Below are 23,408 nucleotides of genomic sequence, written 5' to 3'. Positions count from 1 at the left end.
ATGAACACTGGAAACATTGTTTTACTAGATCCCGTTAAGCACAATAAGCTAGGTGTAAACACCACCAAATTAAATAGCACCCACCATCAAGTTAATCGTGTTTACATTAATATTAATGAACTCTCAAATTTGGTACACGAATATCCCATATTCATTAATAAAAATAGTATTACGGGGCAATTTCAACTAAATGCCATTCTGGGTTTTGAAACCGGCGAAAATTTGTATTTACAAAATGGGCAATGGAACGCACGCTTTATACCTATGGATCTATTAAGGCATCCATTTCAGGTGATATTTTCTGAAAACAACCCAAAAGCCACAGGCCAAATAGCCATTAATGAATCCAGTGACCTGCTGGAAAATATTGCTCATGAGAAAGCAGAAGCGATATTCGACCATAATGGAAATCCATCCACCTACCTCCTGCGAATCCAAAAAATGATTACACAGCTTATGAGCGGCGCACAATTATCGCGCATCGCCTTACAAGGACTGCATCAACATAAGTTATTAATGCCTATTACTTTGGATATAACACTCAACAACGGCGCACAATCAGCCTTGGAAGGTTTTTATGGTATAGACGAAAATGCCCTGCAACAACTCAGTAGTGCAGCACTTGAAGAGTGCCATAAAAAAGGCTATTTGAATCTTTGCTATTTATTACTTAGCTCAGCTACACATTTAGAAAAATTGATTTCCTGGAAAAGCAACCTCATTACCCCACTGGCGTAGGGCGATATTATTGTGCAGGAATAAAATTCAGTAATGGCAAAGAGAACCAATATTTAGGATCGGCCGGAAGAACATCCATATTTATTAAAGGGTTATTAATATAGATAACCTTACGCGCAGAAAGGTTGGCGTGCTCAACTACAGCCTGAATCATTCCGGACTGATAGAACAAGCGATCATAACTGCCATCGTTAATCGCAATTTCCATACCGGACAAAATCAAATCGTAAAGCACTTTATTATCTGGCGACACATAAAAAAACAGTGCTGACGGGTAAACCAATAGCAGGGTTTTTTCTACCTCAAGCTGAAGCTCGGCGCGATGCTCAAGATCCAGCCAAGGTTCATGCACCGCCAAGGACATATAATCAAAACGGTGACTGGCCAACATAGACCATAGGTTCCGCCCTTGTGCTGCGGTAACAACCGGAATTCCAGCGGTTTGCAGTATTTTTGTATCGCCCCAAAAATAACCCTGCCCCGCCGTTAACTTACGCAAATCTTCAAGTGTTTTTATATCGTTAAATCGATTTTGATCGCCCTTACGAATCACAAAAATACGATACCCCAGCAACCCTTTAAAAATAGGAATTTTTATCGGACGAAGATTTTTCTCCAAAGGATTAGAGGCAGATGACCATTTTAGACTTAAGGTTCCCTTTTCTACGCGGCGAGACTTTCTCGCATCAGTAATAACTTGATCTAACTGATTTAAACAAACCTTAACCCCCGTTTTTGATAAAGATAAAGCCAAAAGATCAGAGATAAGCTGATCCTTCTCTGATTCAATTAATGGAATTGTTGCGGTTAAACTGCAGGCAGTACAGATATAACTATTACATAAGAAAATAGCCACTAAAGCATGCTTTATTATTTTAATTTTACGCATCATTAACAATTGACCTTTTTGATATTTAGATCATCTATAACTCTTATGAATACACATTAACTTTTTACCCTTACAGAATATACCTGAATAGTAATTTATTGAAATTTTATATTGTTCATTCCAAGTTCGAAAAATATATAAAATGGAATAACACCCAATAATGAAGCTAATAGCGCTTACAACCGCTCCAATTTAAACGGATAGGTTTGATTTGCTCGCCACTGACCCACATACAAGTTTTCATCTTCATCCACACATAGTGCGTGACAGTGGTTGAATACATCCCAAGTGCTGCGCATAGGCTGCAAAACACCATTGCGATATTCAGGCTGAGTACCACCAAGATTAGCGACGACACGATTGTCGCGATCAAACACACTAATAAAACCTGAATCGTCGGCATTTTTTCCATCAATGTGCGACCAACATACCGGGGCAAAAAAATGATCGCCGCTAAACACCGGCCCACCAATGTAAGCTCCAGCCACATCGATTGCTCCGCGATAATCGCCATTGAGTTCAAATAATTTTAATGCTCGCTCTGCGCGTGAGCTCACCATCAAATGCGGATCTTGCGGATTGCGTAAATCCACTTCTATGCCGTGGGTGTTTTTTAAATTGTGTGCAGGGTTGGCGTTATCGCCGCCACCCCAGTGACGAATGTAACGCCCGTTGGCGTCGTACTGCAGTAGATAATCCGAGCCGTAGCCATCGGTAACATAGAGGTCGCCATTGGGCGCCACCGCTATGTCGGTCGGGCGAAAAGGTTGATCCGGGCGATAGACCCCAATGGTTTGTGGATGACCAATGGTATAAATCAAACGCCCATCCAAGGTGAGCTTGGCGATGAAGCCACTTTGCGCAATCACTTTATTGTAGGGTGATGCCCAATCATCGGTAGATTTGCCATCCCAATTGCGATTCAGCACCCAGCCACTATCCACCAAATAAATAACATCTTCACCGTTTTCATTAACAATGCGCAGCGCATGTGCTCCCGGAAATTGCGTGCCCCAGGCATCGAGCAATTTGCCATCCTTGCTATACACAATCACGTTATTGCGCGGATGATCGGTCACCATCACTATGCGCCCCTGTGAATCCATCGCCAAGCCATGACAATTTTCTACCGGCGTTTTTTGCGCATCAAGCAACCCCCAGTGACTGTTAACGCGATATTGAAAATCGTCCTGCCCTACAATCAGACCATGTGGATTAATTTTGGATTTGGGCAAGGGAATATTTTGCTTAATCATTGGCGGGCAAGCTCCGAATAGAACAATAAAAAAGCTCTGCCGAGCACTACTCCGGCAGAGCAATAATCAACAACAACACGACTGAAAAAATTATGCGGCCTTCCAATTCAGAATGGCGTCATCATCAACGGGATACAAAGGATAATAAATTGCTTCGTTTTCCTGGAACGCCTGATTGGTGATGGCGTTGTAGGCACAAATCATGGACCAGCGCGGTTCGGATGAGCGATTTTCATTGGATTTGTGCAGCAAATTGCAATGGAAAAACAAGGTATCACCCGGCTCCAACTCCACATTGATCAGCTCGTGATATTTCATTGCTTCGTTCACAAACAACATGTCAGCACCTTTTTGATCACCGGTTTTACTGTGATCCAAACGCCCTAAATGGTGTGACCCTTTCAATACTTGTAAACAGCCGTTCTCTACCGTTGCACGGTTAATTGCCACCATGCAACTCAAGGATTTTGGATACAGCATAAGATTATCGCGATGCCAGTAACCAAAATCCTGATGCCATTCCCAAGCGCCGCCCACAAAGGGTTCTTTCATCATAATTTTGGTACTGGTGTGATAAATCGGCTCGCCAATTAAGGTTTCTGCCGTATCTACCAAACGACGACCACGAGAAAACATGCTGTAAAAATCATCGCCCGTTTGTTGCCACAAGCACACCTTGCTCACCTTTCCAGTGCCATCTTTTTTCTGCCAGGCACGCTCATTTAATGAATCGTCATTAAAGGCGGCATCCTGTAAGCGTTTGATTTCTTCTGGCGTGTAGTAGCCACGCACAATCACATAGCCATCGCTGTGGTAGGCATCAATCTGTTCTTGAGTCAGTTTTCTTGCGTTCATTATCTGGTCTCCAAGGGTTATGTCTGCATGCTCGCATTGTTAACAATCATCATTCAGCAAAAAATAAAAGGCAAGCATTTTATTTATATATAAATACTTTATTTCTATAAAAATAAGCAGGCCTATGCTCAAAACCGGTAATTTCTGTTTATTTGACGGCGGATAGGGTATTTTTGCGAACGAACTAATTTGCGGGTACGCCAGTTGATGGGCAAGAATGCATGGCTTGCTTCACCCTGAAAAATCGAGCTAGAAACCAGACAATAGGACCGACCGACTTTGACTACTGCCACCAATAAATACGCGGTTCCCGCGCTGGATAAAGGGCTGGATATATTGGAATACCTGGTGACTCAGGAGCTGCCCAAATCTCAAACCGAGATCGCCCAAGGCTTGGGACGCAACCCCAATGATATTTATCGGGTACTGGTTGGCTTAGAGGCGCGGGGTTATTTAGTGAGAGATGAGCTATCGGGGCGCTATCGGCTGTCGCTCAAGCTGTACAACCTATCTCGCAGTATTTCGCCTATCGATCAAATGCGCCAATGCGCGCTGCCCTATATGGAAGATCTGGCGGTCAACATTGGCCAATCCTGCTATTTGGCGATGCTCTACCAAAGCCAGACCATGATTATTGTGCACGCGCGCGGCCACAGCCCTATCTCGCTCAATATGAGCGAAGGCTCCCTATTCCCCACCATGACAACCACAGCGGGCAAGGTGTTGCTTGCCAATAGCAACCCAGCCGTGCGCGATATGATTTTGGAGCGCGACGCCGACTACGCCAAACTCAGTAAAAATAAACGCACTGCCCTGATCAACGAATTGGAAGCGATAAAACAAGATGGCTACCTCGCTGCACAAAGCCCTTTTATCGAAGGCGCCACCGATTTTGCCGCGCTCATTGGTAGACCAGAAGGTAAAGTGATTGCAGCATTGGCTATTTCGCCGCTCAAGTCACACTGGAGCACCGCCATAGCACAAGAAGAACTGCACACACGAATAGTGACCACTGCAAATAAAATTGCTCAACAGTTGGGGGATTTGTAACTCGCGCCCTCCCGCACCCCACTTTGTCAACATTTAACTATCACCAATTAAAACACTAGGTTAAAGTTTAGGCTCGGCCGCACCAAGTAGCACAATAATGTGCTGCTTGATGCGGCCATACCTATGGTTATAACTTTATGGTGAGTTAGATGATGATAAAAAAAGTACCCTATTCCTGTCTTCAATACCTATCGTTTCTCTGGACGGTTTTGCTCCTAAGCGCAATCAACAGTCAGGCCGCCCCCCTTGTCAGCGATATTGATCTCGAACCTGCAACGCCGAAAATAATTCAATATCAGGCTCAAGGCAGTTTGATAAAAAAAATGGTGTTAGTCGTCGACAACCCAAAAAATTATGCCAACTTTAGTCTTTACGCCAACGATGAATTACTGCTCGACAGCATCGATATTCCACACTCTGGTCAGCAGCAATTAACTGCGCTCATCAAGTTTCCTGCGCTGGGAAAACTTAAGCTCAGCCTTAGAGCCAACAATGCAATACTCAACATTCATCGTCTTGAATTTATAGATATCCCCGATCAGCATGTACCTCAATTCGAAGACATCTCCGTTAGCGCAGGCATAGATAAAGTCAGCTCAATTAAATACGGGGGTCCCACAATCGCCGATATAGATAGTGACGGCGATTACGATTTTATTGTGAATAATCACAATGAAGAGAGCAGCAAACTTTATTGGAATAATGGCGACGGCACTGTAACCAAACACAGTCAAAATCTGGCGCGCTGGTTTATGCATGATCTGCACGGCACCGCTGCTGGCGATTACGATAATGATGGGGATCTGGATTTGGTTGTCACCCAAGGTGGCGGCAATGGCACAGATCCTTCCAAAGCCAATTTCTATACCAATGACAATGGCACGATGATACTCACCACAGGTGATGTGGGCATCAACAAAGGAGGCCGCGGCCGTGCCGCGCAATGGTCAGATATGGATTTGGATGGCGATCTGGATTTAATGCTCATTAACGAATCCAGCCTTTCCCATGAAAAGCCACAACATTTTTTTTATGAAAATAAAGGTGATGGAACCTTTACGCAACGCACAATCGCAGGTTTGCAAGATCAGGAACCATCGCGCTCTTTGATAACGGATTTAAACCACGACAACATTGATGATGTAATTTTATTTGGCCCACTTTCTGTCTGGCTGGGCAATGGCGATTTCACTTTCACCGATATTACCGCGCAATTTCCTGCCGAGGTCATCGCCCTACATAACATAATGGCAGTTGCCGATTTGGATATCGACAATGATGGCGATCAGGATCTTTACCTCGCACGCGGCAAAGAAGTTGAACACGGCAAAGGCGAAGCACCTGCAGTCGATCACGACCCCATCACGCAGGAGTTTTCGATCAAACCACGCGGCTTTAAAGGTGTGGATAAATTCGAATTCACCGCTGCAGGAAAAATCAAATTGCACAATTATTATTTTCTCGCGCAGGGTGAATTCAGAGGAAAAGATTATCCTTTTTTTCTGGGCAGCAAAAAAACATCGAAAGTACTTTCTGCTGGGCAGGAGCTGGAAATAGATCCAAGCGAAGCGCAAGGCTGGCCGAATAATATTGCGGAAAATGGTGTTTATTTTGGTTACTTGGGCAACGGCCACTGGAAAGCCGCATTAGTTCGCAATGGGGATATTTTTTGGAATTTTAAATTTAGTCTCTCTGGCGTTACTGGCGCCACTACCGAATTTATTCCAGAGAATCGCAACATGAATGACATTCTATTGCGCAATGACGGTGGAAAATTCACTGACGTATCACGCGAATGGCAGATTCAACCCGGCGGCAATACATTGGGTGTCACCACGGGTGATTTCAATAACGACAGTCATCAGGATTTATTTCTTTATCGCTGGGGGAATATTGGTGCGCGCATTTCTGATTACATACTATTAAACGATGGCAAAGGTCATTTCTACACGCTGACACAACACGGCGCCAATGATGTTGGCGGCCCCGGCAATGGTGATATGGGTCAAGCCTTTGATTTTGATTTGGATGGCGGCCTAGATCTATTAAATGGCAGTGAATGTGGTGAGTGGTATCTTTATCGCAACAAAAAAAATGAAACCGGACATTACGCATTAGTACGAGTGGGTTATTCACCTAAAGCTCATGTGGATGCCATAGGCGCTGAGGTTAAAATCACCACCGCGCAAGGTGTTTATCGCAAACGGGTAGGTTCAGCGGGAGGAATTTTTTCCCAAAGCCTGTTAAACATTGTGCATTTTGGTTTAGGGAGTGCACAAACAATTGAGCGCATTAGTATTAGATGGCGCAATGGTGAAACACAACATTTCACCAACAAACCTGCCAATCAATTATTTGATACCGACAAAGCAGATGTAGAAAGTCTGCAGCTTGAACCGGCACAAACAAATCTTCGCCAAGGTACAAAATTAAATCTCTCCAGTCACTTAACTCCAGCGAATGCGGACACCCGGCTGCAATGGTCATCCAGCGATAAAAATATTATCGCTGTAGATCAGCAAGGCCAAATCACTGCGCTGGGCAACATTGGCCAAAGCGCGACAATAACAGCCACCAGCCCCACCAATGGAGTAAATGCGCAGAGCAACATCACCATTGAGCCTTGGTTTGCCGTGCAAGCAAAATCGCTAACTCTCGAACCATCACCGACAAAATTATTGGTGGGTGAAAGCCTTACACTCACTGCAACTTTATTTCCAGCTCATGCCGACAACTCGGAACTCATCTGGAGCACTAGCAATATAAAAGTCGTGCGGGTAGATACAGCGGGAACAATCACCGCACTACAACCCGGCACTGCAACTATCAAAGTAGCTTCCGCAAAAAAACCTACTGTGAAAGACACCATAAAACTGGACGTGGCGCCGACCATCGCACCCTTTATAAAATTTACGAACGAGAAAAAATTGCGCGATAAGGTATGGACTCAAAAGGATAAAATTTCCTTAACCGTCGAATACCACGCCGGATCAGGTAATAAAGTTATTGCGTCAGATGAAGGGGGAGTTCGTTTTTGGCTGCGCCATTTTCAATCCAAATGGGTCCCCGTGAAAGACAGAGTCTTAATAGATGCAAGCGCCTTAAAAACCGAATCAGGAAAATCCACCATGACCTTTTCGCTTGAGAATCTAATCCCTAGTGCCGAGCTACCCGCAGGCCAGTTTTACCAACTGCGCGCTTCATTTGTATCCAGTAATGGCAAAATGTATGACGCCACTATTGATGATATAAAGATTGTTCCCTCTGTCCACTAAACACTTTCAATTTTTATTTATGTCCAAGGACGGATTTACTCACAAAAGATTCAAATTAAACGTTTGAAAACTATTTGGTCTTTTGACAGTTCATCGAATTTATAAAGACACTCTCTCAATTCAATTTTTCAATATTAATGAACCAATAATAAACATTATTTTCATCAATGAAATATCTCACTCTTTTTTGTTAACCTGATCAAAAAGATAACCCACTTCGTGAGCTTCCCTGTCTTCCTTAATTTTATCTTTACGCTGCTGCTCCAATTCTTTTTTCTTTTTGTTTACTTCTTCCAGAATAGGCAGCGGATCAAGCCCGCGCCAGAGCGGCAGCATAGACATCATGGTTAACAATAGACTGCTCGCGCGCAAAGACCACACCAGCAAACCGGTAGTGACAGAAAAAGTCAGACCAGCCACCACGGTCCTGCGATCCTGCTCTTCTACCATGGCCTCATCCATTTGGGCGCGCAAACGGCGCACTTCATTATCAAAATCTGCCTCTTCCCAAGGGGCAAAACCGGCGTCTGGCGCAATCAAGCCTGCCAGATTAGGTGAGGCGGTTAAGGTGGTAAGCGGAACATTGCCATCGCTATTGACCTCCTCAGCACGTTCATAATCGCGGCTGGACTTATCGTTAATCACCGTGTCAGTGTGGTTGCTATCGCCGGTTTCCACGATAATTCGTTGGGCGTCCAAGCCATCGGGAAGCAGTGGCTCAAGGCTGTTATTGCCACCCTGATTTGGCAATTCACCGGGAATCTCTGGCAGATCTGTATCTGCACCATCAGGGGCTTTTGGCCCATCTGTGGTAGGCGGTGTTATTGGAGGTGTGGTAGGCGGTGTTGTTGGAGGTGTGGTAGGCGGCGTTGTTGGAGGGGTTGGCGGCTCTACCGGCGGCACAGTAACGGGTGGCTTTTCCAACGCAGCTACAGTGACTTTAAACGAGGTTTCTACCCAAGCACCATCATTGTCTTGCGCGCGCAGAGTAATGGTTGACTCGCCACCGATTTGAGAGGCAAACGAGAGCGTCATAAGGCCAGTAGCCGGGTCGATTTGAATACTGGGAACCGCGCTATTATTGCTGTTTTGCATCAGTGTCCAGCTGAGCGTGGTGCCATTTTCCACATCGCTAAATACAGTGCGCAGATTCATTTGCTGGGGTGCAGCACCGGCCTTAACGCTGATATCCGCCATACCGCTTGACACAGGCACATCGTTTACCGAGGCGATATTGATGCGTACCAATGCATCAACCCAAGCGCCCTGCTCATCTTGTGCACGCACCACCACATCGCTGCTGCCAAATTGATTGGCGCCATAGTTCAACTGCAATTTACCGGAGGCAAGATCAATACTCGCATTGCTCACCAAGGCCGGGTTGCTATTGCTAACGACAGAAAACACCAGATTGCGGGTGGCAGTTTCCTCATCGCTAAACAAGGCCCATAAATCAACCTGATCACCAGCCGCGTCTTCAATATTATTGATGACGATACTGCCGGTGGTTTCAGGCACATCATTGACCTCTTCCACGGTCAACTCAAATTGAGCTGTCGCAGCGGCCATGCCATCACTGGCGATAATTTGGATACTTAGGTTTCCAACGTCCGCCTGGCTAGGTGTGCCATTAAAACTCAGCGTCGCGGCATCAAATACCAACCAGCTTGGCAAGGGCGCGCCGCCAGCTAATTGCGCGCTATTGACTAAGGTGGTGCCCACATCGGCATCAGTAAACATGCTAGCGGGGAAAGTTACACTGAACGGTAGATCTTCCAGTGCGGTTTGGTTGGCCGGAGGATTTACCAGCACCGGTGCGTCATTAACGTTGTTCACGACAATAACAAAGCTATCGCTAATAGAGCCGCCATTTGCATCACTCGCCGTCACCAATACATTGATGCTGCCGATATCGCCCGCCGTCGGAGTACCGCTAAAACTGCGCGTCGCGGCATCAAAACTTAACCAGGCTGGCAAAGACCCACCGCCTACCAATTGGACGGAATAACTTAACGGATCACCCTCCGGGTCAACAAAGGTCGACACGGGAAAACTGAAATCAAAGCGTTGATTCTCAGCAGCTACTTGATCGGCAATAGCCGACTGCACAAACGGCGGGGCATTGACCGGCAAACCAGTAACAGTGAGCACAAAAACATCGCTCACTGAACCGCCCTGTCCATCATTCGCAGAGACTTCAACATTGATACTGCCCACATCACCAAGCGCAGGTGTACCGCTAAAAGTACGGGTGGCAGGATTAAAACTCAACCAAGTGGGCAAGGGTGCGCCGCCAGCAAGTTGCGCGCTGTAAGTCAGTGTGTGGCCAACATCGGGATCAGCAAATACATTGGCGCCAAAGGTGAAGTTGAAAGCGGTATTTTCAGTTGCACTCTGGTCTGCAATTGGGAAAGCAACCGTAGGCGCATCGTTAGTGTTGGCGACGACAATATCGAATGTGTCAGTCACTGTTCCGCCATTGCCATCATTGGCGATTACATCAATTGATACAGTTCCGACAAAAGCATTCGTTGGCGTGCCACTGAAGGTGCGCGTTGCTGCATCAAAACTTAACCACGCGGGCAATGCCCCGCCACCGGCAAGTTGCGCGCTGTAGCTGAGCGTATCGCCAACATCAGAATCTGCAAATGTATTAGCGGCAAACTGAAAATTAAACGCAGCATCTTCAATCGCATTTTGATTGGGGATTGGATTGGCAACCGTAGGCGCATCGTTAGTATTCGCGATCACTAAGTCAAAGGTATCCGTCGCGGGCGTACCGTCTCTGGCGTCGTCGGCGGTCACCTTAATCGAGATAGTGCCTACGTCCGCATTAACAGGAGTACCCGAGAATGTGCGAGTTGCGGCATTAAAACTTAACCATGCTGGCAGCGCGCTGCCATCGGCCATAGTTGCGCTGTAGGTCAGCGTATCGCCATCTGCATCACTAAACGTATTCGCGGCAAATTGAAAATTAAACGCGGCATCTTCCGCTGCGTTTTGATTGGGAATTGGATTGGCGATCTGAGGATTATTGTTTACGCCACTGGATACCTGAAACGCCAAATCACGATCTGGATCGGGTGTGCCCGTGCTGGAGTGAAATGAACCATTGGGGTAAACATTCGTATTGTGAATGCCCACGCTTACTAGGCCATCATTGCTGGTGGTTTCAACCCTTATAAAATAAATTTGATTGTCGTTTAGCGCGACGCCAGAAAAATTAAATGCTTCCCAGCTCAACATAGTATTCAAGCCAGCAGATGACTTAGTGTCACTGGCAACCACCGTACCATTATAAGTCGATGATATTAATGAGACGGTAATAGTTTGCACACTGGCGGAGGGATCCTTCCTGACTTGCAAAACAATTGAATCGATTGTGTAAGTTGCGCCTACGCTGTCATGTGCAAACGATTGAAAAAGAGGCACGCCCGCAGAAATAGACTGAGTGTTTGTCGCAGCACCCGAAGATTCGTAATTAACATTGGTGGCACCAACGTTGTGAACCTGCAAATCAAAAAAATCCGACACAGTGGTGGTGCCGTCATTTGCAATTACCTCGATGGTGACATTCCCAACATCGCCATTGGAGGGTATACCACTGAATGTACGGGTTGCCGCATCGAAGCTAAGCCACGCCGGTAATGGCGCCCCACCGGGAATTTGCGCGCTGTAGGTTAACGTGTCACCTACATCTTGGTCATTAAACGTATTGATTGGAAAAGTGTAGTTATACAGCGAATTTTCGGTCGCGTTCTGATTCGGTATTTGATTTACCACCGTCGGCGCATCATTGGTGTTCGCGATGAGGATATCAAAATTGTCTGAAACCGTTGCCCCTGCACCATCATTCGCGGTGACTCTTACCGAGAGAGTGCCTACATCGTCATTTGCTGGCGTACCTGAAAATGTGCGCGTGGCTGAGTCAAAACTCAACCAACCTGGCAATGGGTTTCCATCAACTAGGGTCGCAGTATAAGTAAAACTAGTGCCTACATCACCGTCGCCAAATGTATTGGCTGGAAAACTGTAACTGAACACTGCATCTTCAGTCGCACTTTGATTAGGAATCGGAATATTCACAAAGGGCAAATCATTGATATTGACTACGGTCAAATCAAAGGTGTCGTTTACTGTTCCGCCAAATCCATCGTTGGCGGTAACTCTAATACTGATGGTGCCAATATCGCCGTCATCAGGGACACCACTAAACGTACGCGTACCCACATTGAAATTGAGCCACGCAGGAAGTGGATTTCCATCCGATAAAGTAGCGGTATAGGTCAGCGTATTGCCATCAACATCGTTAAAGGTATTGGCTGGAAATGTATAACTGTAAAGTGACTCTTCATTGGTTGATTGATCGGGAATTGCATTGGCAACGATAGGTGCATCATTAACTGAAGTAACGTTGATGGCTACTGTGTCTGTATCTGTTTTATCAAAGTCTCCGGTACGACCTGCACCTTTATCATTGGTCACTATGGTGAAAACATCGGCACCAAAAAAATTACTGGCTGGGGTGTAGTTAAGCGTAGCGGCAAGTGTTGCATTAATTTGCGCCATAGTGCCGGTTAATACCACGGTGGCGGTACCACTACCTGAAATAGCGGCTGAGCCACCACTAACAGATAAAACACCGTGACTAACACTTAAGGTTACTTCCACATCCCAAAGATTGTAGTCGTCGATATCGCTAATACTAACACCCGAAATAGCAACAGTCGTGTCTTCTACTGTAGTAATCGGCCCCGCCGGAACTGTATTGACGGGATCATCATTCACGTAGCTCACATCAATGGTCAATGTGTTAGGTGTCGGATCCGTATCTGTACCACCGCCATCATCGCGCACTTGAAAACCGATCTGCGCATAATTCGTGGCATTTTCATTTGCCGTTGGCGTGAAAACCAATTTCCCCGCATTGATATCTGCAATGGTAATAAATTGATTAACGCTAACTTGCCCGACGCCAGTTAAGGTCAAGCTACCGGCGCCAGGTAAACTACTGATCACTACGCCAGCAAAATTATGTTTGTCAACGGGATCACTAAAACCAAAATTAGCTGCCGTTAATACAAGTGGTGTATCTTCGGGTGTATCTATCGCCCAATTAAAGCCCTGAGGTGGTGTATTCACTCCATCGTAATAAGACACCAATAATGATAAATCGGCGGTGCTATTCGCCACACCATTGACGACTAGCTCTGAATTATTCCAAAGATTGGTTGCGCTATAAGCGGCAAAGACTTTGCTATCCGAACCCGTGCTAATTAGTCGAATGGTATATTGCTGATTATCATTCAGGACAAAATCACCAAGATTGAAAGTTACCCAGTCAAAATTGGTGCTCAGCGCACTGACATTTACAGTAGAGTTACCCAGCCATGTGCCATTGTAGTCACCGCTGCGTAACTCTAGCGTGATATTTTGATCTGCTGCAGTGGGGTCTCGCTTTAATTGCAGGCTGAATTGATTGACCGTATAGGTCGCTACAGGACTATCGTAAACAAACGTTTGTCCAATGTTGGATGCATTTGAAAATGCCTGACTGCTCGACCCACCCTCAATATTAATATAATGCGTAGTTGCCATTACCCCAACAAAAGATTGTTGCATCGCGGAGCTGATTAAAACCTGCGATTCTATCCTACCGACCGTGTACTCCAAATCCCAGTCGCCGTCTAGGGATGAATGCCCCGTAAAGTCTTCACTTGCTGCCACATCGGCATCGGTTAGGAGAGCAATTTTTTCAACCAAGGCCTTACCCGCTGGGTGAATAGCAACATCGCATCCATAAAACAAAATATCGGCGTCAGCGCTAAGGGATTTACCCCAAGCATTTAGGTTGTCTTCATATTGGACAAGGCTATTATCGCTAAGGATTGCTTTACCCAATTCCACCGCACCCGCCGAACCGTGAGAAATAATGTGAACTTCACGTAGACCAGAATATTGCGCCAGAGCAACTGTAATTTGCTCTATACCATTGCTTTGTGGATCAAGATAGATAATCGCCATCGAATTAGCGTTTGAGTGGGTGCGAATATCATCAACTAAAACCTGATAGTCAGCGACCCCAGAATCTACAAAGACCACCGCAGTAATATTAGGCTGCGCAATTGGGCCAATATCGGCTTGAGGTTCAACATGACTGTCGAGTCCATTAGTATGGTTCTCCATCATCGACGGTGGGTCTGGCATGTAAATACTAACCAGATCCGCCGTTTCTGCGGCCTGCGCTAAACTCTGCACGTCAGCATAACCACCGTCAAACAGGGCAATATCTGCGGTGGCAGAGAACAATAATCTTGGCTCCAGAGCTTCAATTAAAGGACGACGCGGTGACCTTGACATAGATACCGAACCTATCTTAGGACTAACATCGGGGCCAAGCATGTGCGTGCCGGACTGGACCACACGCCAGCATTGTTAACATTTTACACTAAGATAGGATGAGTGTCGCAAAAAAAGTCCCAAGATGCCCGACAACAAACTTGTTCTGAGCGCGCGCAGAGGGACGCCCTTTGACTAATTGCCCGGAAATTGGGTAGCGCAACCCTGAAAACACAACTCAGAAATGGATTAGCCGCATTAACAATCCCCTGCGCTTATGTACAGGATTTACCGACGAATTTTTAAATTGGACATGCTCACAAGAGGCAGTTAAGGATCTTTTTATAAACCTATAACAGTGCAGCTCTTGCGTCTCTATTGAGTTGTGTCAACTTCGGATTAGGGTTTTCAACGTTAATTTTTTCAAATTGTTAATGCCTCTGGCTGCGCACCTCAACAAAGACCGCTCTATCTGTCGATGAAAATCGGTTGGCGGTAATATCTATGTCAGCTATATCAAGCTTCAACCAAACGTGTCGGTGTAATTTTTTATAGCGTTTTTCGCCGACGACTATTTCCAGAGATGATAAACCAATTTTTTCAATCAGGGATTTTGCTAATGAATCCGAGGAAAACTCGCAGCAATTGATTGGAAAAAGATCAAATGAATCAAATTGGAATTCAACTACTTTTTCTTTCAGGATTGCTTTTCGAAACAGGAGAGCAGATGACTGTAAATCCGTGCGTCACAATTAGAAGGAGTTAATCATGAGAAGCAATGTAAATCATTTGTCGGGGAGATGGATGAGGCTATTTTTATTGTGATCTATTAATCTCGTCTTTGAGAGAGTTAATGACGATCTCCAACCCTTCATGAGGATCGACACCCAGTACCTGACAATATCTTACAAATTCAAGCACTTCGATTTTCCGTCGATCTTGCTCCATCTTACCCAAGACGGAGTGATGACGTCCCATAGCGAGCGATGCCTCGCGGAGTGTTAAACCACTAGCCTCCCGCTGCTTTTTCAGCCAGAGTCTCAGCTTTTCGTAATGCGGTGAGTAAGGAGATGATTTCATTGTCTCGATGATAGAGACAGGATAGAATGGCGCGAAATTCGAGACATGAGGCGTCAATCTCTATCATGAAATCTCTCACCGTTAAGTCCGGGTTACTCTCTGCACTATCAACTCTGGTAAACCGCGAATTCACCGTGCATGATCTAACAGAAGCCTATTTGAACGATCCGGCATGCCTTCATGGCTCCAAAAAAGCCGCTCGCCAGTTCGTTTATCGCAATATGCTGCGCCTTATCAACACTGAGGAATTGACCCGTGTCGTCGTGGAGAGTGGCTGGCCTTTGTATCGATTAACCCCTCGGTTTAGAGTCTCAGGAGGAACGCCTGTAATAACTGTCGCACCGCTGGCGACTCATGATAAAGCGACTGCCCCAAAAGATAATCCTCGCCAAAGCCTGCAAGCACGACTCAATCGGCATAAATTGGAAATGCTCTCCGCAATGGGCGAAACGGAAGAATATGACTCGATATGTAGTGAGATGCCAGAACTAAGAGACGATGTGCAACCCCTCTACAACCAATCCCGGGACAAATGTTCCAAGCTGCTGGGCCGTGTGAAAGCATTAGAAAGCTTATTGGCAAGGGAAACAGGTTTAGCGCAATGAGGTTAAGGCGCTGGCAATCCAGGTGCGTTGAACAGGCTCTGGTGAAATTCAGAAACGAAGAGAACCACTTCCTGTGCCTTGCCACCCCAGGTGCAGGCAAGACAGTCATGGCGGCAACCTTAGCGCAGCAGCTTTTACAGCTAGGCATGGTTGATTTGGTACTGTGTTTTTCTCCCTCAATCATTGTGTCTACCGATTTCCAGCAAGCATTGGAAACCTATACTCATTCACGAATGGATGGCCGTCTCGGGTCGAAGGGGCAATCATTGACCTACCAATCAATGTTGAGCCTGGAAGATGCTTTTTGGGCATTGTTCCAAACACATCGTGTTTTGGTGATTTTTGATGAGATCCATCACTGTGCGGGTGATAATCTTGAGAATGCCAATGCTTGGGGGCAAACCATCATCGAACATATTCAGGGGCGCGCGGCTTATACCATTGCCTTGACCGGTACACCTTGGCGCTCTGACCGAATCCCCATCGCTTTATCCAGTTATTGTCAGCAAAACAAAATCCGCTGTGATTTTATTTATGGAATGGCGCAAGCTATTCAGGAAAATGTGTGTCGAGTTCCCAGCATCACGCTTGTTGACAATGATCGCATCATCGTAAAACGCGGCGATACCACGGAGAGATATTCATCTTTTGCAGAACTACTTAAGTTATCAGATTGTTCCTATCAGCAACTGATTGATAACGATGCTCTGATTGTGTATTTGTTAAAAAAATCCTCCAAGAAGTTGATGCAAATTCGCAAGCTACACCAAAATGCTGGCGGCCTTATCGTCGCGGCATCGGTAGAACATGCCAATAAGATTGCAACGCTACTGGAACGTCATTTGGGGCAGCGAGCTTGCGTCGCCACCTATTTGGACGAAGATGCCCACGGCACGATTAATTCCTTTAGAAACAGCACCCAGCCCTGGATTATCTCTGTAGGAATGGTAAGCGAGGGCACTAACATTCCACGGCTGCGTGTGTGCTGCCACTTGACCCGGGTTAAAACAGAATTGCATTTTCGGCAGGTATTGGGACGTGTTTTACGTATGGGAGATATTCCCGGTGAAAGTTATTTGTATCTACCGGCTGAACCTAATCTAGCGGAATACGCAAATCGTGTCGCAGAAGAAATACCGGAATCTGCAATTATTAGACGCGACACTATGCCGAATCATGACGATGAGCAGCCTCTAGCCATCAAGCTACAAGAACCATCACATACCGAAGAAATCACGGAAATTATTTTTGAAAATATGCCTGTAGGTGAAGCACAAAATAACACAAACGACGAGAAACCCATTCATATTTCCGTGCTGGCACAATCCTATGAAACTACCATCAATGTATTTGGCCGGTTTCGGCAAGAGTTGCTGCAATTGAATCGGATTTATGCACAAGAATCCAGCAGCCCATTATAAGCTTTGCACTTAAAATAAGTGATTGATATTAAAAAATTAAAGTCGCGCTTATATCTGACACACCCAGGTTTTAAAATAACGAACCCAACTGGCTGCCACCACTACCTTGAAAATCCTTAAGTGTTAGTGCTCGCGGGGGACATTATATTTAAAAATTATGCATCCCTTTCATTACGCGTGTTAGCAGAGTTTAATTAGAAATTATTTACGTAATATTTCCTCTGGCCTCGTTTTGATCAGAGCTCTTAGATCTAAGTTCGGAATAGCTTTTGCATTAGCGAATATTCTTTCAATTAGGCGTAACTGTTCTGCATTATTTTTTTCCAAGATCGAGATTTCAGCCTTCAAACGCTCTACCTGTTCAACTAATTTAACATCAGAAGCTGTAACTACCGTGTACAGAGATGGAGTTACACCCCGAAGCTGTGCCTTTTTCTTTTTGAAGCAGACATTAATACCTGCATATGTGCATAATGTCTGCCTTGTTGTTTCAATATCCAATTCAAGCTTGATACGCTCGACCAATGCTTCCCAAGTAAGTTTGCCAACCCATTTAGTTAGAACGGCCTCTATTTTGCGCTGTTGCTGCGCTGATATTCTCGGTAAAGCCATTTAAACTCCCTCCGCAGATAGCCCAAAAGCTAATAATAATGACTGTAATTGAGGATTAGTGTTTGAAACTTCATCTTCGGAGCGATTCGCCATAAGTAACTTTAAGGCTTCATCAAAATCAGGCAGAACACATGGGTAATTACTAATTTCTCTCGTCTGCAGGTTAGACAAATAAAATTCAGATTTTTTAGCCGAGTAGCGAATGATAAAACCGGCTTGACTGGTTTTCATCAGATGGATTAATTGTGACAAAATGAATGTGTTGCGTGAATGGATAACATACCACCGCTGCATCGCATGAGAGACGGATAATCGAATATCAATAGAAACCGCCTCAAGCCTCGACTTTTGAAACGAAAAATCCTTCTCAAAGAATTCGATTGCTTTAACATCTCCTGCAACATGGCAAGCCTCAGAACACATGAAGCACTGAGAGACAAAATCGTTTAAATAATCACAAGGTGTAGTAGTCAAGTCTTGGGTGCAGACACCCGTTGAGGTGAGTGAAGCTAGAAGATTCGTTTTGTGCGTAATATTTTCCTGCGCAACAACTCGAATTTCTCGTGTGTCGATTTCAGATCTGTTAAACGTAATCCGTGTTCGATCAGCCCGATCCTCATGACTGGAATGGATATAGGTGGTCGTCTGCTCTGGATTTATCCTACCCGACCAAGCTGTAATGAGCTCATTCGGAATATCGCTAAGATGAGCAAGGGTGTTTCCAAAGTGGCGAAGACTATGAGGGCGAACAGCTAACTCGGATGAGAAACCATAATCTTCAAAAATAGTTTGCTTTCTAGTATCAGATAGGCTCTGTGCAGCTAACACTCCCAACGTACTTAATGGAGCTAGCGCAAACGGAGATATTTGAAATGGCTTTCCACCAGAACCACGTCCTCCTTCAACCCTGCCATAGATCCAATTTCCTTGCATGCAAAATAGAGCATCTGCAAGCCTGATGCTAGATTCACCTGTTGAATAAGCGAGTGGAAAACTCGGCATTAGCGATTTTACAAAATAAAAAAGCCACCACTCCTGAACTTCCCCAACCGTAGCTGTCAGCGCGTCTGGAAATGCCTTTTTGAATGGCTTAGGGAGTGAGTCGTAACCGAACAAATATGGCAGACTTGAATACGGGCTACCCTTTGTAATAGACGTACTTAACCTATCATTTAAAGTCAGAAAATAAATCGGTTTTTCTTCGAAAAATTGACGTCTTGTGAAGTTATTAGCTCCCGAAAGTTCGGCTCCGACTTTCAGGATTTGAATTCTAACATCGACCCCATAGAAACCAATTGCATAACCCAATGTAAAGAGGTTGGGGGGACAATCGAGATGTAGATGTTTTATTCTTTCTTCTTCAACCTTGAAACTGCCAAGCAAATCTTTCAGAGTTTGTTTGGGGTTTTCATAAAAGCGGCATAAAATCCTAGCTGGCTCACATAGAGTGAAGAAGAAATTGATGGCTTTTTTGAGCTCCTCAGACAAAGCTCCAAGTACATGCGTTTTACTATCTTTAAAACCCTTACTTCCTTTATAATCGAGGAAATAGACTGGTTCACCTTCTCCCTCTGAATAACTTTTCAGCCTTTGCTTCGGCATAACAGGGACTTCAGCAGACAGTCGACTTGGAGTTGCCAGACCTAACAACGCATAGGTAGCAACCCAAGCGTCTTTAATATTTACCTCTTTGTCACTTAGTCCATCAGCATTGACGTTTTTAAAAACTGCTGCAAAAATACTTCCCAGAGCAATCAAAGATTCAATTTCTGGAAGTTTTTCCACACGAGCATCAAATTCTGCATGACCAGTTCTATCACGATCATCATTACTACTGCTAAATGAAATATTTTGCATCAGACCATTATCAACACAAAATGTAATGAACGGCCGTAAACGCTCACCATCCTTAGCACTTTTCAAGCATCGACTGACTATTGTCGATTCAGTTTGAGCACAGAGCTCACCAGTCATAGTAGAAAAGAGCTTCCTAGCTATTGAAACACGAGATTGTTTCGCAGAAACAGACAATGACGTGTTCGTGGTCTCAATGATCCAAATTTTAATTAGATAGTTATACGGATATGGAAGTGCAAACTCTGCTTTGTCTCCAGCCGAACTTTTGCCTTTTATCCCATGAAGTCCGCAAAGATATCGGGTTTTTCGGCCTGTATTGGGATCAATATGAAACCAAATTCGATCGTCAAAATTGGCTTTTTGCCCATTAGAACCTTCAAACTGCGGGAGAGGTTGTTTTATATACTCAGCAATTAAAGAATCAAGACGATCGCGGTATTTATTTAGCATCGATGGCCTTTTTCTTCATGATTATTTCGTCGCAAATCGAAATTGTGAGCTTCACCCATTCGATTTGTCGTTGTAATTTTTCGATACTTCGTATGTGGAGAGGACTTAAGATGGAGATTTTATTTAATCTCAATTTTTCATCTGCAAGTTTTAATATCGCTCGATGGTCGGCTTCCAATATAGGGCGGAAGTTGGGACAACCATAACATGATAACGGACGCCCCAAAACGGCCGAACAATTCATGCAGGAAGTTTTGCACTGAGCCCCGCCAACTTCATTGAAGTGCTGATCAAAAATTATCTCATCACCCTCTGGCACTAAGGTTATAGTGCTCGTGAATGCCTGTTTTAAAAACTCATTGCCGACGTAGTTCGTGTCAATCATTCGTCTGGATTGATAATCCATATCGACATAATGCCTCGCTGCCGGAACGGTTACACCTGTTATCCTTGCCAATTGTGTAGCGGACAAACCTGCCTGCGCACCTCGCGTTAAAACCGTATGACGAATCCTATTGTTTGTAGCAAGGCAATCTGAAAGCCGATCAGAAATTATCTCGACCCTTCTGATAGAGCTCGTTATCGCACCTTCACCAATATGAAACGCCGTAGAGACTGGTGTAAACATACTCCTAAACGCCCCAATGGAGTCAAATTTCGCACTAAATAGTATGCTTTCAGGAAACATCGGCATATCATTCATGACGTGCAGCAACTCTGTCGTTTCGAAATTCACGTCCAACGACTTTAGATAAAGTAATAACCCGGTTAAATACAGTTTTTTGTAGTTAACTAGAATCGAGGATAGATCCTCTGAAAGATAAATTGGATAACGTTCGGGAGATGATCGAGAAGCCTGTTCACTACTTTCCTTTGCATAAAAAACTCGAAGCTGCAAAGTTTGGGCACCAATTGAGCCAAGTTCATCCGACGGTTTAATATTTGAATCATTGAAACTTTCACCAGTTGGAATCAAGTCACCCCACTTTAAAATCGATAACTGGATTGGCCGCCGAACTGTCGACAACATTAACTTGTTGGTTACACTATTTCGTAGTTCTCCAAAACCACTTGTGCTTTGAAGATAGTAGGATAATTCACGCGGTAAAGTCCATTCAAAACCACGAAGCCTATTATTTATTTGTTTCGCCAGTGAATCGAATTCAATTTCACTTAGCGCGCCTTTAGAAGGATCCAGAGCGTTACGTTCTTCTTTGTCCAAATGGCTCGTCGTAAATTGATGGTACGCATCAAAACGTTTGTACCCTTGTTTTGATAAAGTCCCAAAAAATTGGTTTAGCCCTTTCTTATTACTTGTAAACAACCCACTCCATGCAGTTCTGAGGCTAGTTAGGGTTGGAATTCCATTTAACAAAGTTGGTTTGGTATTATAAACGATACCCGCGGCCGTACTTGCACTCTTCGTTCTAACATAGTGAATTAGCACATCAATAATCAATTTCCTATCTTCTGCGTCCATTAGAGAGTTGTATATCCATTCAACTCGAATTTTATGCCCTTTCCCTTTATTCGGAAGGATATGCCATTCGTGATCTTGCACATTTACCATCATTCCCGATTTGGCAGTGATCAAAGTTACCTGATCTTTACCTTCCACTTCGGCAGCTAGCGAACTAATCATTAACGTCATTGGCTATCCACTCTTTTTTGATGTGCAAGAGATATGTCTTTAGCTTTCTGCGCCAAACGTTTGTCGTTATAAGTCTGAGTCATAATTGATGATTCTGACCAGCCCATTGCGTATTTTCGGATGTCTTCAAGCAGTTTGTAGTCTACACCTTGCAACTCTCCTTCCTTATCGAAGATCTCATTCCACTTGTGTCGCAACAAATGCGGATGAATGTGAAACTGTAGCGCATCAGAAAGTTTCTGAAAAATTGTGTTTATTGACTTCAGCGAAATCGGTTGACCAACGGTCCCTCTCGAATTTTTCTCACTTATGAAAATAAAGTCATGCAATTGTTGTTTGGGAGTATTTGCACGGTGATGATCAATATAAAATTTGATCTGCCGCATTAAGACAGGTGAAACAGTCGCCAAATGTGCTTTGGTTTTTTGATTTGGTTTATCGAGCCGGGGATCTGTTGGATCTCCTCCCGATCGGTAGATGGATATTTGGTCAAACGAACCTGAGAAATGGCAATCCGAAATCTTCAACTTTGCCAATGCACCACGTCTTATTCCGGTTTGGTAAAGGACGGAAACAATTAGATAGTTTCTGACCTTAGATCCTGTAAACGGATTGTTTGGAGATGATGGTAATATCATTTCTAAAAGTCTAGCGAAGACGTCATCAGGGATAACGGATTCTGTGGGATCTGCAACTCTCTGTAATCGATTACCACCTATCCCTTCTTCATCTAATTTAATTCTTGAAATTAGCTTATGAAATTTATTGGAAAGGACTTTATCAACGCCGTATAGATCATGAAAATGCTCAAATAGCCATATGCAGTACTCACGAAACCTCCTAACTCGTCCCTGTAGAGTTTCATTGGAGACTTTTGCCATCGATTTTTGATTTGCTGTAATTATATTTCGCAATGTTTTATCGCTAATTTTTTGAAGCGACACTGCATTATTATCAATTGAATCTTTCTGAAGACAACTTGCATCGTAGAACTGCAAGTACTCCCTTTCACTGACAAACTGCCCAGATGCCATTCTCGTAGGTAGGTCAATACCATTCTTGGCAAAGTGCTTGAGCACAAAGGTAAGCTCAACGGCTTTTCTCAGTTGGGTATTAAATGACTGACAAGCGAAGGTGGATAGATAAGCACTGACAAAGGGATCGAGAGGGCAGTCACAATCATCGACGATCGCAACAAAGGATTTGTGGTTGAACTGGTATTTCCTGAGCCTGATTGCTTGCAAAATATATCATCCAATAAGCGCATAGCTCAGAATATGATCTTATTGGTTAAGATGTAAAGACTTTTTGAATGAAATGTATATATGTT

At 44.5% G+C, this 23,408-nt stretch carries 14 protein-coding genes; 5 read left to right on the top strand and 9 right to left on the bottom strand.

Going from position 1 to position 23,408, the window contains the following annotated elements:
* On the top strand, window positions 1-738 hold the full coding sequence (locus D0B88_RS11415) for a SapC family protein (protein ID WP_151057266.1): 738 nt from the start codon (window positions 1-3) through the stop codon (window positions 736-738).
* Between the two features lie 7 nt (window positions 739-745).
* On the opposite strand, the gene D0B88_RS11410 is transcribed toward D0B88_RS11415, so the two are convergent.
* From D0B88_RS11410 to D0B88_RS11400, 3 genes are all read right to left on the bottom strand, one after another.
* Entirely contained in the window at window positions 746-1,630 is an 885-nt protein-coding gene (locus D0B88_RS11410; RefSeq protein WP_151057264.1) for an amino acid ABC transporter substrate-binding protein, read from the bottom strand.
* 173 nt (window positions 1,631-1,803) lie between these two features.
* On the bottom strand, window positions 1,804-2,883 hold the full coding sequence (locus D0B88_RS11405; protein WP_151057262.1) for a 6-bladed beta-propeller: 1,080 nt from the start codon (window positions 2,881-2,883) through the stop codon (window positions 1,804-1,806).
* Window positions 2,884-2,973: 90 nt separating this feature from the next.
* The gene (locus D0B88_RS11400; protein WP_151057260.1) at window positions 2,974-3,738 is read right to left on the bottom strand and encodes a phytanoyl-CoA dioxygenase family protein; all 765 of its coding nucleotides are present in this window, start codon (window positions 3,736-3,738) and stop codon (window positions 2,974-2,976) included.
* Between the two features lie 279 nt (window positions 3,739-4,017).
* Between D0B88_RS11400 and D0B88_RS11395 the strand changes: the two genes are divergently transcribed.
* Both D0B88_RS11395 and D0B88_RS11390 read left to right on the top strand, forming a co-directional pair.
* Window positions 4,018-4,788, top strand: a complete 771-nt coding sequence (locus tag D0B88_RS11395; protein ID WP_151057258.1) for an IclR family transcriptional regulator — start codon at window positions 4,018-4,020, stop codon at window positions 4,786-4,788.
* A gap of 149 nt (window positions 4,789-4,937) precedes the next feature.
* The gene (locus D0B88_RS11390; protein WP_225318340.1) at window positions 4,938-8,063 is read left to right on the top strand and encodes an FG-GAP-like repeat-containing protein; all 3,126 of its coding nucleotides are present in this window, start codon (window positions 4,938-4,940) and stop codon (window positions 8,061-8,063) included.
* Between the two features lie 177 nt (window positions 8,064-8,240).
* Here the strand turns inward: D0B88_RS11390 and D0B88_RS11385 are convergent, their stop codons facing one another.
* Complete coding sequence (locus D0B88_RS11385) at window positions 8,241-14,423, bottom strand: putative Ig domain-containing protein (RefSeq protein WP_191966422.1); 6,183 nt, start codon at window positions 14,421-14,423, stop codon at window positions 8,241-8,243.
* Between the two features lie 795 nt (window positions 14,424-15,218).
* Complete coding sequence (locus tag D0B88_RS11380; protein ID WP_225318339.1) at window positions 15,219-15,482, bottom strand: helix-turn-helix transcriptional regulator; 264 nt, start codon at window positions 15,480-15,482, stop codon at window positions 15,219-15,221.
* A 65-nt stretch (window positions 15,483-15,547) separates the two neighbouring features.
* On the opposite strand from D0B88_RS11380, the gene D0B88_RS11375 reads away from it, so the two are divergent.
* Together D0B88_RS11375 and D0B88_RS11370 are read left to right on the top strand one after the other, a co-directional pair.
* Entirely contained in the window at window positions 15,548-16,087 is a 540-nt protein-coding gene (locus D0B88_RS11375) for a hypothetical protein (protein ID WP_191966421.1), read from the top strand.
* Window positions 16,084-17,508 (top strand): DEAD/DEAH box helicase, encoded by a 1,425-nt coding sequence (locus D0B88_RS11370; RefSeq protein ID WP_151057252.1) that lies wholly within the window; start codon window positions 16,084-16,086, stop codon window positions 17,506-17,508. The genes D0B88_RS11375 and D0B88_RS11370 overlap by 4 nt, the downstream gene beginning before the upstream one ends.
* A 201-nt stretch (window positions 17,509-17,709) precedes the next feature.
* Here the strand turns inward: D0B88_RS11370 and D0B88_RS11365 are convergent, their stop codons facing one another.
* Genes D0B88_RS11365 through D0B88_RS11350 form a run of 4 tightly spaced genes read right to left on the bottom strand, consistent with a single transcriptional unit; the run spans window position 17,710 to window position 23,322 of the window.
* Entirely contained in the window at window positions 17,710-18,120 is a 411-nt protein-coding gene (locus D0B88_RS11365; protein ID WP_151057250.1) for a hypothetical protein, read from the bottom strand.
* On the bottom strand, window positions 18,121-20,427 hold the full coding sequence (locus D0B88_RS11360; protein WP_151057249.1) for a hypothetical protein: 2,307 nt from the start codon (window positions 20,425-20,427) through the stop codon (window positions 18,121-18,123).
* The gene (locus D0B88_RS11355) at window positions 20,417-22,078 is read right to left on the bottom strand and encodes a hypothetical protein (protein WP_225318338.1); all 1,662 of its coding nucleotides are present in this window, start codon (window positions 22,076-22,078) and stop codon (window positions 20,417-20,419) included. Before D0B88_RS11355 ends, D0B88_RS11360 begins: the two co-directional genes overlap by 11 nt.
* Complete coding sequence (locus D0B88_RS11350) at window positions 22,075-23,322, bottom strand: site-specific integrase (protein ID WP_225318337.1); 1,248 nt, start codon at window positions 23,320-23,322, stop codon at window positions 22,075-22,077. The genes D0B88_RS11355 and D0B88_RS11350 overlap by 4 nt, the downstream gene beginning before the upstream one ends.
* Between the last annotated feature and the right edge of the window lie 86 nt (window positions 23,323-23,408).

This window comes from Cellvibrio sp. KY-YJ-3 (assembly GCF_008806955.1).
In the GTDB taxonomy this organism is placed as follows: Bacteria; Pseudomonadota; Gammaproteobacteria; order Pseudomonadales; family Cellvibrionaceae; genus Cellvibrio.
The sequence above is the reverse complement of the archived record's forward strand: the minus strand, read 5'-3'. Positions and strand labels throughout refer to the sequence as shown.